13 protein-coding genes and 1 pseudogene are annotated in these 13,632 nt (G+C 68.2%); 5 read left to right on the plus strand and 9 right to left on the minus strand.

The genetic code is table 11. The features are described from left to right. Positions 1-323 precede the first annotated feature (323 nt). From ACWGCN_RS28790 to ACWGCN_RS28810, 5 genes are read left to right on the plus strand one after another with little or no spacing between them, the layout of a single operon-like run. Positions 324-1,670: an ABC transporter substrate-binding protein gene (locus ACWGCN_RS28790; RefSeq protein WP_067444914.1), complete on the plus strand. Its 1,347-nt coding sequence runs from the start codon at positions 324-326 to the stop codon at positions 1,668-1,670. After that, complete coding sequence (locus tag ACWGCN_RS28795) at positions 1,670-3,790, plus strand: branched-chain amino acid ABC transporter permease (protein ID WP_452460123.1); 2,121 nt, start codon at positions 1,670-1,672, stop codon at positions 3,788-3,790. The genes ACWGCN_RS28790 and ACWGCN_RS28795 overlap by 1 nt, the downstream gene beginning before the upstream one ends. After that, positions 3,768-4,481 (plus strand): ABC transporter ATP-binding protein, encoded by a 714-nt coding sequence (locus ACWGCN_RS28800; protein WP_067444920.1) that lies wholly within the window; start codon positions 3,768-3,770, stop codon positions 4,479-4,481. The genes ACWGCN_RS28795 and ACWGCN_RS28800 overlap by 23 nt, the downstream gene beginning before the upstream one ends. Then, a complete protein-coding gene (locus tag ACWGCN_RS28805) occupies positions 4,478-5,182 on the plus strand; it encodes an ABC transporter ATP-binding protein (protein ID WP_452460122.1) in 705 nt (234 codons plus the stop codon). Before ACWGCN_RS28800 ends, ACWGCN_RS28805 begins: the two co-directional genes overlap by 4 nt. Then, entirely contained in the window at positions 5,182-5,550 is a 369-nt protein-coding gene (locus ACWGCN_RS28810) for a hypothetical protein (protein ID WP_379297474.1), read from the plus strand. The genes ACWGCN_RS28805 and ACWGCN_RS28810 overlap by 1 nt, the downstream gene beginning before the upstream one ends. Positions 5,551-5,663: 113 nt before the next feature. Here the strand turns inward: ACWGCN_RS28810 and ACWGCN_RS28815 are convergent. From ACWGCN_RS28815 to ACWGCN_RS28855, 9 genes and pseudogenes are all read right to left on the minus strand, one after another. Next, positions 5,664-6,503: pseudogene (locus ACWGCN_RS28815) on the minus strand (NAD(P)-dependent oxidoreductase); the annotation flags it as partial. After that, complete coding sequence (locus ACWGCN_RS28820) at positions 6,482-7,294, minus strand: NAD(P)-dependent oxidoreductase (protein ID WP_452460121.1); 813 nt, start codon at positions 7,292-7,294, stop codon at positions 6,482-6,484. The pseudogene ACWGCN_RS28815 and the gene ACWGCN_RS28820, both read right to left, overlap by 22 nt. 28 nt (positions 7,295-7,322) lie before the next feature. Continuing rightward, positions 7,323-7,826, minus strand: coding sequence for a DoxX family protein (locus ACWGCN_RS28825; protein ID WP_379314767.1), 504 nt, complete (start codon positions 7,824-7,826; stop codon positions 7,323-7,325). Positions 7,827-7,871: 45 nt separating this feature from the next. Further along, the gene (locus tag ACWGCN_RS28830) at positions 7,872-9,530 is read right to left on the minus strand and encodes a thiolase C-terminal domain-containing protein (protein ID WP_452460120.1); all 1,659 of its coding nucleotides are present in this window, start codon (positions 9,528-9,530) and stop codon (positions 7,872-7,874) included. A gap of 38 nt (positions 9,531-9,568) precedes the next feature. Next, complete coding sequence (locus ACWGCN_RS28835; protein ID WP_452460119.1) at positions 9,569-10,927, minus strand: cytochrome P450; 1,359 nt, start codon at positions 10,925-10,927, stop codon at positions 9,569-9,571. 12 nt (positions 10,928-10,939) lie between these two features. Then, positions 10,940-11,131: a ferredoxin gene (locus ACWGCN_RS28840; RefSeq protein WP_067444937.1), complete on the minus strand. Its 192-nt coding sequence runs from the start codon at positions 11,129-11,131 to the stop codon at positions 10,940-10,942. A 14-nt stretch (positions 11,132-11,145) separates the two neighbouring features. After that, positions 11,146-12,006, minus strand: coding sequence for a mycofactocin-coupled SDR family oxidoreductase (locus tag ACWGCN_RS28845; RefSeq protein ID WP_452460118.1), 861 nt, complete (start codon positions 12,004-12,006; stop codon positions 11,146-11,148). Between the two features lie 65 nt (positions 12,007-12,071). Beyond that, positions 12,072-12,776 carry an SDR family NAD(P)-dependent oxidoreductase gene (locus ACWGCN_RS28850; protein WP_452460117.1) on the minus strand — a complete coding sequence of 235 codons (705 nt, stop codon included), beginning with the start codon at positions 12,774-12,776 and terminating at the stop codon, positions 12,072-12,074. Then, complete coding sequence (locus ACWGCN_RS28855; protein WP_452460116.1) at positions 12,773-13,579, minus strand: TauD/TfdA dioxygenase family protein; 807 nt, start codon at positions 13,577-13,579, stop codon at positions 12,773-12,775. Before ACWGCN_RS28855 ends, ACWGCN_RS28850 begins: the two co-directional genes overlap by 4 nt. Positions 13,580-13,632: the final 53 nt, after the last annotated feature.

Here is a 13,632-nt window from a genome sequence, read left to right on the forward strand (position 1 = left end):
TACGCCGTCGGCCGCGTCTTTTGTTTAACCGACCCCCCCCCACCGGCGCGGTGTGGGCTATCCGGGGCGCCCCCCCGCCCGCCTGTGGCGGTTGTCCAACCCGGGGGGCCCCCCGCGGTTCCCGCGGGCCGCCACCCGTGTTTACAGAGTGGTGAATCAGATATTTTCTCAAAGGGTTAACTTTATTCTCTTTCGATGAGAAGATGATTTCCGAAATAGAGAGCGCCGAGAACAGGCGCTTTGTTCGATGAGAAACAGGGCTCGGCCGCCGAGCTTGTGTCAGGAGGACATCGGTGAGATCGCAGCGAGTACTGATCGCCTTGATGGCGACCGCGTTGCTGGTGGCAGGCTGTAGCGGCCGCACCGGCAGCGGGGTCGAAGAGGCCGCGGCACCCGGCGGCAAGGCGGTGACGAGCGACTTCGGTGATCTGAACGGGGTCTGCCAGACCGGCAAGTCGACGAGTGCGCCGACGCAGGGCGTCACCGCCGGGCAGATCGAAGTCGGCGTGTTCACCGATATGGGTTTCACGAAGAATCCCGAATTGGTCGACGCCGCCAAGGTCTTCACGTCCTGGTGCAACGACAACGGCGGAATCAACGGTCGCAAACTGGCCTTCAATGTCCGTGACGCGAAACTGCTCGAGGTCCGCGCGCGCATGCTGGAAGCCTGCCGCGAGGACTTCGCGCTGGTCGGCGGCTCCGCCGCACTCGATGCCCTCGGCGTCAAGGATCGGCTCACGTGCACGCTGCCCGAGTTCCCGTCGCAGGTGAGTCAGGCCGAGAACACCGGTTCCGATCTCCAGGTGGGATCCGGTGCCTCCTCCGCGCGCCCCTACGACACCTATGCGGGCATGCATCAGTGGCTGTTCAAGGAGGCCTACCCGGCCTCGGCAGCCGCGGTCGGCATCATCGTGGCCGACTCGCCGGTGGTGAAGTCGATGGCCGACCGCTACGGGGAGTCGCTGCCCGCCGAGGGCGCGACCCTGATCTACAACGACCTCTATCCGGCCGCCGGCGTCTCGGATTGGACGCCCTACGCGCAGTCCATCAAGGCCAAGGGCGTGAAGGGCCTGATCTTCCTCGGCGACTTCCGCAGCCTCGCCAAGCTCGAGGACGTGCTCACCAGCATGGACTACAAGCTGGACTGGGTCGACGTCACCAGCAACGCCTATACCCCCGCGTTCCTCGAGCTCGCCCGCACGTCGCTGGGCGCGCAGAACAACTTCGCCGACCTGTCAGGGACCGTGCCGCTGGAGTCAGCGGCCAGCGTTCCCGCGGTGCAGCGCGCCAAGGATCTGTTCGCCCAGTACGCGCCGGACGGAAAACTGACCTACAACGGGCTGCGCTCGCTGGTGCAGTGGCTGCTGTTCGCGAAGGCGGCCTCGAGCTGCGGCGACAACCTCACCCGCACCTGCGTGGTGGAGGCCGCCCGTAAGGAAACAGCGTGGACCGCCGGTGGTCTGCAGGCGCCCGCCGACATGTCGACCCACACCGTGCCGCCCAAGTGCTTCAACGTGATGAAGGCGACCGCGCAGGGCTGGACGAACGCGGACTTCAAGCCCGACACCGGTCCGTTCCGCTGCGACATGAAGCCCTACGTCTACACCAAGGAATACGGTCGCCCGCTGACACTGGCCGACGTCAACAAGAGCATGAGCGACGTCAAATAATGGAGCAGTTCATCGCTTTCGGCATCGTCGGACTCAGCACCGCCGCGATCTACGCCATCATCGGCAGCGGCCTGGTCCTGACCTTCACCACGACCGGTGTCTTCAATTTCGCGCACGGCGCGGCGGGCATGGTCTCGGCCTTCGTGTACTGGCAGTTCACCGTGGGCTGGGGCGTGCCGACGCCGATCGCGGTCGCCCTGGTGTTGCTGGTGTTCGCGCCACTGTTCGGGTTGGCGTTCGCCCAGGCGCTGGCGCCGACCCAGGGCCTGGGCGACGCCGAGAAACTCGTCATGACGGTGGCGTTGCTCAGCGGCCTGATGCTCACCGCACGCTGGATCTGGAATCCGGACGTGGCGCGCACCCTGCCGCGGTTCTTCGCCGACCAACCACCGCTGCACCTGGGTTCGGTGACGATCACCTGGCATCAGGCACTGACCATGGTGGTGGCCGTCGTGGTGGCCATCGCTCTGCGAATCCTGCTGTACCGCACCAGAACCGGTGCGGAGATGCGCGCGACCGTCGACGATCGGGCACTGGTCGGGCTCACCGGCGCCGACCCCCAGCGCGCCAACCGGGTGGCCTGGATGCTCGGCATCGAATTGGCGGCCGTCGGCGGCATCCTCATCGCGCCGATGGTGGCCCTGGACGCGGCGCAGCTGTCGTTGCTGATCGTCAGCGCCTACAGCGCGGCGATCTTCGGACGGCTGCGCAGCCTGCCGATGACCTTTCTCGGTGCGATCGTCGTCGGCTGCCTGGAGAGCTATCTCACCGGGTATCTGCCACAGAACGAGTATCTGCCCGGACTGCGGCTGGCCGCGCCCGCGCTACTGCTGCTCGTCGCGCTGCTGCTGTTCCCACACGGACGGCTGCGCGGGCGCGATCGGCGGTTGAGCCCGGTGCCGCTGCCGAGCGTGCGTGGTTCGGCGGTGTTCGCGGTCGTCGTCGCGGTGGTCGGGCTCATGCTCGCCACCCTGCTCAGCGAAGCGGATCTGATCAGCTACGGCCTGATCTTCGCCTTCGGGGTGATCGCGTTGTCGTTCGTGCCCCTCGCCGGGTTCGCCGGCCAGATCTCGCTGTGCCAGTTGAGCATCGCCGGGATCGGCGCCGTCGCCTACGCGCATCTGGGCGCCGACGGGCAGTGGTGGGCGTTGCTCGCCGCCATGGCGATCGCGGGCGTCGTCGGCGCGCTGATCGCCCTACCGGCGCTGCGTTTGTCCGGGGTCTACCTCGCGCTCGGCACGGCCGCGTTCGCGGTGGTGCTCGACCGCTGGATCTTCACCCTGCCCTCGTTCGAGGTGTTCGGGGTGCGGATCGCCCTGTTCGACCAGGGCTCGGTGGATCTGGTCGGCCCCAGCCTGTTCGGCACCCAATTGACCAGCACCGCGCAGATCACCGTGTTCGCGGCGATCGTGCTCGGGCTGGCCGGATTCGCGGTGGCGATGCTGCGGCGCGGTCGGCTCGGCCGACGGTTGATCGCCCTGCGCGACAGCGAGGCCGCCTACGCCACCCTCGGCGGAAACCTGCTGGCGGCCAAGATGCTGGTGTTCTCGCTGTCGGCGGCGATCGCCGGACTCGGCGGGGCGCTCTACGGCATGCAGCTGCGGTCGGTGACCGCCGAGCAGTTCAGTTTCGTCGCGGGCCTGCCGATCTTCCTGATCGTGGTCATCGCCGGGCTGGGCGCGGTCGGCAGCGGATTGTTCACCGGCGCTGTCTATTCGGGCCCGCTCAACGCGATTCCCGTGTTGTTCCCGGCGCTGACCAATCTCGTCCATGTCCTGCCCGCCCTGGGCGGTATCGCCTTCAGCGGCGGGTTCCTCGGCCAGGGTGCCCTGGCACAGATCCGTCGCGAATGGGCCGCGGCACTGCGCGATCGGGTCGTCATGGCGGTGCTGCTCGGTGGGCTCGCGTTGCTGTGGGCGTTGCGCCTGGGCGATGTCATCAACGGCTACGTGTTCACCGCGGGTGCGCTGATCGCGGCCATCGTGGTGCCGCGCTGGGCGAATCGGCGCCACCGTCCGCCCACACCGGCGCAGGTGCCCGTCGAATGGCTCGGCATCGATCAGGCGTGGACCACAGCAGACAAGGAGATGCTCGATCGTGGGATCGCTACTCGAAGTTGAGCAGGTCACGGTGACCTTCGGCGGTCACCGCGCCCTGGACAAGGCCGGGCTGAGCGCCGAGGCGGGCAAGGTGACCGGCCTGATCGGCCCGAACGGCGCGGGCAAGAGCACACTGTTCGACGTGATCTGCGGATTGCGGCGACCGGTGACCGGCCGGGTCACGATGAACGGCCGCGACGTCACCCGGCTCGGGCCCGCCCGCCGGGCCGGGCACGGGATGGCGCGGACCTTTCAGCGGCTGGAACTGTTCGGCCGCTTGAGCGTTCGCGACAACCTGCTCGTCGCCGCGGAACTCGGGCGCCACCGGCGCGACGCCGCCGGGATCGTCGACGGGCTCCTCGACCGACTCGGACTGGACGAGGTCGCCGACACCGCCGCCGACGATCTGCCCACCGGCACCGGCCGACTGGTCGAGGTGGGCCGGGCGATGGCCGCCCGGCCCAGCGTGGTCCTGCTCGACGAGCCGGCGGCCGGCCTCGACCACACCGAAACCGAGCGGTTCGCCGCACTGTTGCGGTCGCTGGCCGCCGACGGTGTCGCGGTACTGCTCGTCGAGCACGACATGGGCCTGGTCATGAATGTCTGCGACCAGCTCTATGTGCTCGACCTCGGCGCGATCATCAGTTCCGGGCCGCCCGAGGTGATCCGCCGTGACGCCGCCGTACTCGCCGCCTACCTGGGAGAAGGATGACCTCGTCACTGGAATTACACGGTGTCCGCGCGGCCTACGACGCGATCGCGGTGCTGCACGGTGTCGACCTGCGGGTCGGCGCCGGCGAGGTGGTCGCCCTGCTCGGTCCCAACGGGGCGGGTAAGACCACCACCCTGCGGGTCGCGGCCGGGGTGCGTGCGGTCACCGCGGGCCGACTGGTTCTCGGTGGCCGAGACGTCACCGGGGCCGACCCCCGCGATCTGGCGGCCGCCGGGGTCTGCCTGATCCCCGAGGGCCGTGGCGTGTTCCCCAACCTGTCGGTCCGCGACAACCTGCTCATGATGACGTTCACCGGCAAGACCCACGCCGAGATCGAGGAGGTGGCGTTCAGCCGATTCCCGATTCTCGCCCAACGCGCCGACCAGATCGCGGGCACGATGTCGGGCGGCGAACAGCAGATGCTCGCGCTCGCACGGGGATTGGCCACCGACCCCGCCGTGCTGCTGCTCGACGAACTGTCCATGGGCTTGGCCCCGCTGGTCGTCGAGCGGCTCTACGAACAGGTCGGTGAGATCGCCCGCCAAGGCGTGGCGGTGCTGGTCGTCGAGCAGTTCGCCGCCGCCGTCCTCGACATCGCCGACCACGCGGCCGTGCTGGTGCGCGGCCGCATCGAACACCAGGGGCCCGCCGACGGCGAACTCCGCCGCGAACTGGCCAACCTCTACCTAGGAAGTCACTGATGACCGAAACACGTGCCGACCGCTTCGCTCGCGAACTGGCCGAATTGAAGATCCCCGATCCCGCCTCGGGCCGGGGGAGTCTGTGGTTGCGCCTCGGCGCGACCGCGATGGTGGCGGGCCCGGCGCTCGCCGTGGTGGCCTACTTCTTGGCGCACAACACCTCCGATCCGCTGGCCCAGCGCGACGCACTGGCGCTCGCGCTGGTCGGGGTGGCGCTCAGTGTCGTCGGCGCCGCGCTGTTCGTCCGCTACTCGCTCACCGGTGTGCTGCGATTCTGGATGGCACGCCAGTCCTACGATCTGAACCAGCTCGGTGATCGCCTGTCGGAGAACCGAATTCAATTGGACGACGCAGCGTCCGTGGCGTGATGAGCGCCTGATCGAGATCGGGATCGCCCCCACATGAGGGCGATCCCGATCCAGGTCAAACAGCGTAATACGTTCATACACAGCGCAATTCGGTTACGCGCAGCGCAGTTCGGTCACACGCCGCGCGGGGTGTCGAGGAATTGCGCGTCGATCGCGGTGTCGAGCGCACCCATGGTCGCGCCGAGTTCGGCGGCCAGCGTCCGCACAGTGGCGACGTCCTTGCGCAGGAACTCACCGACCGCGGCATGGAACGCGGCCACCGAACCCTTCGCCGCCACACTGGTGGCGGCGCGGCTGGCTCCGCTGGCCCGCTGGAGCGCCGACAGCAGGGTCGCCTCGTCGACGCCGAGTTCGCCTGCCAGCTGCACGGCTTCGGTGATCAGGCCGAGCTGGGCCGCGAACAGCGCGTTGTTGACCAGCTTCACGCACTGGCCCGTGCCGAGTGGACCCACCGGCAGCGCCGGGTCCGCGTAGCACCGCAGTACCGGAAAGGCACGGGCGACGGCGTCTTCGGCGCCGCCGGTGAACACGGTGAGCGTGCCGGCGGCGATATCGTGTGGCCCGCCGCTGACCGGCGCGTCGACCACCCCGATGTCGGAGGAATTGGCTTGCGCGGCAATGTCTTCGGCGGTTCGCGGGCTACCGGTGGTGTGCACGATGAGCACCGACCCGCCGGGCATGCTCGCCAGCAGCGGAGTATCGAGGCACACCTCGCGGACCTGGGCGTCGCTGAACACACAGACCACGACGGCGTCCGCCCCGGTGCCGACCGCGGCCGTGAACGACACGGGCTCGGCACCCAACTCGGTGATCCGTCGGCGCGCGTCGCCGGACCGACCGAGCGCGCGCACTTCGTGCCCCGCCGCGACGAGACGGCGCACCATCGGAGCGCCCATCCGCCCCACCCCGATGAACCCGATCCGCAAGGCGGTCATCGCGGATGGCCGATAAGGCTCAGTGTCTCGTCGGCCGCGGTCAGCGCGACACCGGTCTCGGCGTCGGCCCCGGTGGCGAGTTCGGCGAGCAGTCCGACGTCCTTGCGCAGGGTGTGCCCGGCGTGCTCGCCGATCCGCGCCAGCGTGCCGGCCAGGATACGACCGAGGGCGAAGCTGTTCGCCGACCCGTTCGCGATCACCTCGCCGAGCTTGGCCTGATCGACGCCGAGGTCGCGGCCGAGCGCCAGAGTGCTCGCCGCGGTCGCGAGATTCGCGGTGAACAGCAGATTGTTGAGCAGCTTGGTGACCTGGCCCGCCCCGGTATCGCCCAGGTGCACCACCGGATCGGCGTAGGTGCCGAACACCGGCCTGCACCGGTCGACCGCCTCGACCGGGCCACCGGCCATGACGAGCAAACGCCCCTGGGCGACCGCGGGCGCACCGCCGCTGACCGCGGCGTCGATCAACGTAACGCCCTGTGCCGCAGCGGTTTCGGCGAGCTCGCGGCAGGTGTCGGGATGAATAGTGCTGTGCACGGCCACGATCGCGCCCGGCGCGAGTCCGCCGAACACGCCGTCCTCGCCGGTCAGGACCTCGCGGATGTCGGCGTCGTTCCCCACGCACAAACAGACCAGGTCGCTGGCCTGGGCGAGGGCGCGCGGGGTGGGCGCGATCTCGGCCGCGGTCTCGGCGAACTGCTCGAGCGTGGCGGGTCTGCGTGCCCACAGGGTGGTCCGATACCCGGCCGCCACGATTCGCTGCGCCATCGGCGCACCCTGACTACCCAACCCGATGAATCCGATGCGCATCTGCGCACCTCCTATTCGACTATGCCGCTCACGCAGTAGGTTCTGGCCGCGGGCGCCAGAACAGCGCGAGCAGTCCCGTGGTCGACACCACGCCGGCGCCGAGTGCGATGACGCCCCCGGCCCAGCCGGTGACAGTGATTCCGGCGGCGTGATCGATCGACAGGCGACCCGGGCCGGTGAAGGCCAGCGCCAGCGCGACCACCGCCAGGACGAGTACGTACTCGTACCCCTCCTTGAAGACGAAGAATCCGTTCGCGCGGTGCGCGAGCAGCCCGGCGACGAGCATGACCGCGATCACCGCCGCGCAGGCCAACGGTGTGGCGAGGCCGAGGATCAGCAGCACGCCCGCCCCGATTTCGGCGACCACACTCGCCCACGCCTGCAAGACACCGTTGCGCAGGCCGAGGCCGGCGAACCAGCGGGCCGTGCCCGCGATCCGCCCGCCACCGAGCCAGTGGTTGAGACCGTGCGCGATCATCGTGACGCCGACGACGAGCCGGATCAGAGTCGGCGCCACATCGGTGACATCCATGGGTTAACCTCCTGAGCCACGACAAGGTGGCTCGGTCGAATCGGGTCAGTTGTCGCTGGTCAGCAGGAGGACACCGCTCGGGGTCAGCCCGCCGCTGCTGGTCACCGCGACCCGCGCGCCCTCGACCTGGCGAGGGCCCGCCTCGCCGCGCAATTGGCTGACGGCCTCGTGCAACAGCCCCATACCGTGGGTGCGGCCGTGGGAGAGCTGGCCACCGTGGGTGTTGAGCGGGAGCAGCCCGTCGCGCGCGATGTTCTTGCCGCCGTCGAGGAAGTCCTTGGCCTCGCCGATCCCACAGAAGCCGAGGGCTTCGATCCAGGACAGGCAGTTGAAGGTGAATCCGTCGTAGAGTTCGGCGACGTCGACATCGGTGGGGCGCAGCGAGGTACGCGACCACAGGTGCGCGGCCTGGCCCAGAACCTGTGGTTCATGGGTCAGGGTGCTCTGGTCCCATTCGATCCGTTCGAGGATCTGGGTACCGACCGCGGCGACCCGCACCGGCGGCTTCGCCAGATCCGGGGTGGTGTCGATCGCCGAGACCAGCACGGCGACCGCGCCGTCGCAGGGGACATCGCAGTCGTAGAGCCCGAACGGGGTGGTGACCGGCCTGGCGTCGAGGTACTCCGGCATCGTCAGGGGTTCGCGATAGACCGCCGTCGGATTCAGCTCGGCGTTGGCGCGCTGGTTCAGTGCGATCCAGCCGAGCGTTTCCCTGGTGGTGCCGTAGCGATGGAAATGCCGTTGGGCGTTCTGCGCCAACGTATGCGCGGCCGAGGTGGCGCCGAAGGGCATCATCCAACTGGTGGTCCGGCCGCCCGTCGGCGTGATCTTGCCGGTGCGCATGAGTTCGTTGTACGTCGCCTCCCAGACAGTGCGGAAGCACAGGACGTGCCTGGCCAACCCGCCGGCGACGGCCAGCATCGCCGCGATCACCGACCCGCCGGGACCGAAGGTCTCGAAACCGCCGTTGTACCAGGTCGGTCGCAGACCCAGCGCGGCCTCGAGCGCGGTCACCCCGCCCTCGCCGAAACCACCGACATTGCCGCCGCCGGGATAGGTCGACAAGCCGTCGATGTCGGCCATGGTGAGCCCGGCATCGGCGACCGCGCGCTCGCAGGCCGAGATCGTCAGCGACAGCGGCGAAACCATCAGCCGCCGACCGATATCCGACATCCCGATCCCGGTGATGGCGACCTTGTCCTCGAACTTGTCCCGGCCGATCATCGGCCGCACGTGCTCGCCGAACCGGTGCGGTTCGATCTCGTCGGCGGGCAGCGGCGCGGGTTCGGGCTGGTCGGCGGTCGGCCGGAACAGCGGCAACCACACATCCGCGTCCTGTTCGAACACGACCTCCATCCGCATCCCCAGCACGAGGTCGTCCGGGTCGCAGCCCACCACGTTGGTGGTCAGGCGAACCCGGGGATCCTCCTCGACCGCGACCTGGGCCACCACATACGGCGCGGGTAGCCCCGGCACGCTGAACCGCTGGTTGACGGTGAAGCCGACCAGGGTGGCGAAGCCGGAGACCTCCCGGACCCCGAGGGTGTGCCCGTGGCAGTACCGGCACACCGGCTGTGGTGGATGGATCAGGGCCGCGCAAGAACCGCACTCCTGGATCCGCAGGCGCCCGTCGGCGCCCGCGGTCCAGAAGAACTCGTTCTCCGCGGTCACCTGGGGCAGGGGCCGCCCCGATGGCTCGGCCATCTCGTTCCTCACCGATGGCTGGGCCATCTCGTCGCTCACTATGTACTGGCGTCCCGCTGGGCCGTGACAGGTGCCGCGAGTTGCTGCTCGTCACAGACGGTCTGGAGTTTCGCCAGTGTCTCCTCGAGTCCGGCTCCGAGCCGCACGCCCGGGGTGAACGTCGCCGGTAGGTGCCGCATGCCCTGGATGACCCCGATGGTGTCGTAGTGCACCGCGGTCTCGGGATCGCAGCGGTAGTCCGGCATCCGGTCCAGCACGGCGAGCAGCATGCGCTTGAACACGGTGCGTGCCACATTCGAGCCGATGCACCGGTGGATGCCGAGCCCGAAGCTGTAGTGCCGGTTGCGCCGCCGGTCCAGGATGACCTCGTTCGGGTCGTCGAAGACCGCCGGATCCCGATTGGCCATCGCCCACGACAGCCACACCCGATCGCCTTCCTTGAACTGGGTGCCGACGACCTCGCAATCCTCGGCCATCGTGCGCCCGTCACCCGGTGCGGGCGTGTAGTAGCGCAGGAATTCCTCGGTGGCGGAATCGAGGAGATCGTCGCGCTCGCGACTCAGTGTCTCGCGCTGGTCCGGGTTCTCCGAGAGCCATTCCAGGGCGTGCGCGGTGAGCGCGGTCGTGGTGTCGAAGCCGCCGCCGATGAGCAGGCCGAGCATGCCCAGCATTTCCATATCGGGGAGCGGCTCGCCGTTCATCGTCGCGTTGTTGATCGCGTTGATCAGGCCGGGCCGGGGGTTCTCCCTGATCTCGAACAGATTCTGCAGCAGATCGATGCCCATCGTCCGATGCATTTCCGCGACCCGCGGATACTCCGGTGAATCCGGCGGTGTGTACACCGACGCGTGTGCGGGCTCGTTGTAGATCGTCCATTTGGCGAGCGGGATACCCAGCATGCCCAGGGTCAGTACCGCGGGCACGATATTGGCCAGCTCATCGACGAAATCGATCCGCCCCGACTCGATCTTCTCGTCGATCGCGGCGCGCACGATCTCGTCGATGAACGGAATCCAGCGGGCCACGGCGGCGGGGGAGAGGTAGGGATTGAGCGCCGCGCGAACCTCGCGATGCTCCGGCTCGTCCATTTCCAGGATGCCGCCCCGAACACCGCTCGCCCGTGGGGCTTTCGGAATGGAGATGCCCTTGTAGCCGCGCCGGACCCCGGCCGTGTCGTGGTCGTTGGAGATGTGCGGGCAGCGCGCGAGTTCGAAGACCTCACGGTTGCCCGCCGCGACCCAGTGCCCGTCGTGGGTGTCGGTCCAGGCGATCGGGCACTGCTCATGCATGGATTCGGTGGTCGCGACGAATTGGTCCCGATATTCCGGGGTCATTCTATCGAACGAGAAATTCGGTTTCTTGCGTGTGTCGTCGGTCGCCACGTCGTCGACGCTCATGGCGGTGTCCTCTCAGGAAATATCGATGGCGCGTTCCGGGCAGGAGTGCGCTGCTTCGCGCACCTGCTCCTCCTCGTCGGGCGCGACGGTCTCACTGACCGGCGACGAATGACCGTCGAAGTCGCTCAGCTCGAATGATCGGGGAGCGGTCATCGCGCACAGCGTGTGGCCTTGGCAGCGCGTTGAATCGACTCGAACCTTCACGGCGGGAATTCCTTTCAGGCGTGGTAGTCGTACCACTTCAGGTATCCGCCCGCGTCCACCCGCAATTGGCTGCCGGTGACGAAACGGGACTCGTCGGATGCCAGGAACAGCACCGCGTCGCTGATGTCCTCGGGCTCGACATACGGAACCGGCATGGCCTGCATGGTGTGGAAGGCCGGTTCGGCGTCCGCGCGGGTCGGATTCTCGAGATCGGGCCGGAACGAGCGGTACATCGGCTCGCTCTGCAACATCGGGGTGTTGCAGTTGGTGGGGTGGATAACGTTGGCGCGGATCTTCTTCGGCGCGATGTGGGTGGCGAGTTCGTGCACCACCATCGACAGCGCGCGCTTGGCGACCATGTACGCGACGCCGCCGGGATCCTTACCCGGCTGGTCCACCTTGGTGGTGTCCATCAGCGCGGCCAGCGACCCGGTGGCGATGATCGACGCGCCGGCCTGCAGATGCGGCAGCGCGGCGTGGATGGCGTTGAGCACGCCGACCAGGTTGGTGTCGAGCACATCGGTCCAGGCCTGCCACTGCGGCTCGCCCTTCATCCCGGCGATCCCGGCCTGGGCGACGACGATGTCGAGGCGGCCCAGTTCCTGTACTCCCTGCGCGACCGCGTCACGCATCTGCGCGGCATCGCGCACATCGGCCTGGATGGTGACGATGCGCCGCCCGGACTTCTCGACCAGTCGCGCCGTTTCGTCCAGATCCTCGGGACGCGACAGCGGGTACTGGATGGTGTCGATGTCCTGACAGATATCGACGGCGATGATGTCGGCGCCCTCGGCGGCCAGACGCACCGCATGACTGCGGCCCTGGCCGCGAGCGGCTCCGGTGATAAAGGCGACCTTGCCCTCGACACGTCCCACGGGAATTCCTTTCGGTGTGTGCGGTGCCCACCGGAAGGGTGAGCCCGTTGTCTGGATTGGTACGACTAGGTGTTACGGCCGCCGTTGACCCCGAGGATCTGCCCGGTGATGTACCCGGCGCTCTCGGAGATCAGGAACGCGCACGCCGCGGCGATGTCCTCGGGTTGGCCCACCCGCCGCACAGGGGTGCGCTGGATGTGGTCGTCGATCGTGCCGCCGAGCAGCTTGGCCGCCTCCGCCTTGCGCAGCATCGGGGTGTCGATGAAGCCGGGCGGGACGGCGTTGACGGTGATCCCGGCCGGACCGAGTTCGAGCGCCAGCGATTTGGTCAGCCCGTTCACCGCGGACTTGGCCGCGACGTAGTGCGCCATGAAGGGCTGACCCGAATGTGTGCTCGACGAGGAGATGTTCACGATGCGACCCCACCCGGCCTCGAGCATGTCGGGCAGCACCGCCTGAACGCAGTGGTAGACGCCGTTGAGGTTGACGTCGATCACCCGCTGCCACTGCGCGAAGTCGATTTTGGAGAAGCGCCCGGTACCGTCCAGGCCCGCGGCGTTCACCAGGATCGTCACGGGGCCGAGCTGGGTGCGGATCGCGGCGAAGGCCGCGCTCACCTGCTCGGGATCGGAAACGTCGGCGGTGTGGGCGAATTGGGTATCGGTCGGGCGCAGATCGAGCGTCGCCACGTGATACCCGTCGGCCTGGAGCCGTTGTGCGACAGCGAGACCGATACCGGAGCCGCCGCCGGTGACCACCGCGGTTTTCACGCCCAGGCCTCCTCGCCCGCGAGGGTGGTCCGGTGCAGTTCGCGTTCGGAGGACGCCTGATAGGGCAGCGCCCGATGCAGGATGCCGGTGTTGTCCCAGATCACCAGGTCGCCGACGGTCCAGTCATGGGTGTAGCCGAAGCGTTCCTGCGTCGACCAGGCGAGCAGTTCGTCGAGCAGCGCCCGGCTCTCCGCGGGATCCATGCCGACGATGTGATCGGCGGTGGCGCCGATCACCAGGGATTTGCGGCCGTCCGCGCGCTCCCAGACCAGGGCCGTCTCGTGGCTCCGCTGGGTACGCCAGTCCGCGACCTGTTCGGGGGTCGGGTCCGGATGCACCAGCCGCTGGGACGCCTCGAAGCTGTGCACCACGCGCAGACCTTCGTAGCGCTTGCGGTCGGCTTCGGGAAGGTTCTCGTAGGCGGCGTAGGTGCTGGCGAACTGGGTGCCGCCACCCTCCATGGCGACGTGGCGGGCCGTGAGCACGGTGGCCTTGGCCGGCACCTCGTTGGTGGTGTCGTCGATGTGCCAGAAGAACGTGCCCTCGAGGTACTTGGCGGCCCGGTTCTTCGCGGGATCGAGAGTGATCGTGAAGATCTCCCGGCCGCCTGGTGCCAACACCGTGCCCAGCTCGCGGCAGAACGCGAGTTGCGCTTCGTCATCGAGGTGCAGACCGCGCACGACCAGCACACCGCGCCATTTCAGTGCTTCGAGGCACCGGCTGACCACCGTGTCGTCGTGCAGATCGGCGACGCCGGTGACTTCCACCCCGATCGCGGGACGCAGCGCTGTAGTGTGGATCACAAGAATCTCCCTTCCAGTTGTGAGAACCGTACTCTCGCTGAGGTTTCCTCCGC

It is taken from the genome of Nocardia sp. NPDC055050 (assembly GCF_053608345.1).

Bases quoted from the DNA above. Each gene is read 5' to 3' on its own strand.
- ACWGCN_RS28790 (WP_067444914.1), top strand. From the start codon at position 324: ATGGCGACCGCGTTGCTGGTGGCAGGCTGTAGCGGCCGCACCGGCAGC.
- ACWGCN_RS28795 (WP_452460123.1), top strand. From the start codon at position 1,670: ATGGAGCAGTTCATCGCTTTCGGCATCGTCGGACTCAGCACCGCCGCG.
- ACWGCN_RS28805 (WP_452460122.1), top strand. From the start codon at position 4,478: ATGACCTCGTCACTGGAATTACACGGTGTCCGCGCGGCCTACGACGCG.
- ACWGCN_RS28810 (WP_379297474.1), top strand. From the start codon at position 5,182: ATGACCGAAACACGTGCCGACCGCTTCGCTCGCGAACTGGCCGAATTG.
- ACWGCN_RS28820 (WP_452460121.1), bottom strand. From the start codon at position 7,294: ATGCGCATCGGATTCATCGGGTTGGGTAGTCAGGGTGCGCCGATGGCG.
- ACWGCN_RS28825 (WP_379314767.1), bottom strand. From the start codon at position 7,826: ATGGATGTCACCGATGTGGCGCCGACTCTGATCCGGCTCGTCGTCGGC.
- ACWGCN_RS28830 (WP_452460120.1), bottom strand. From the start codon at position 9,530: ATGGCCGAGCCATCGGGGCGGCCCCTGCCCCAGGTGACCGCGGAGAAC.
- ACWGCN_RS28835 (WP_452460119.1), bottom strand. From the start codon at position 10,927: ATGAGCGTCGACGACGTGGCGACCGACGACACACGCAAGAAACCGAAT.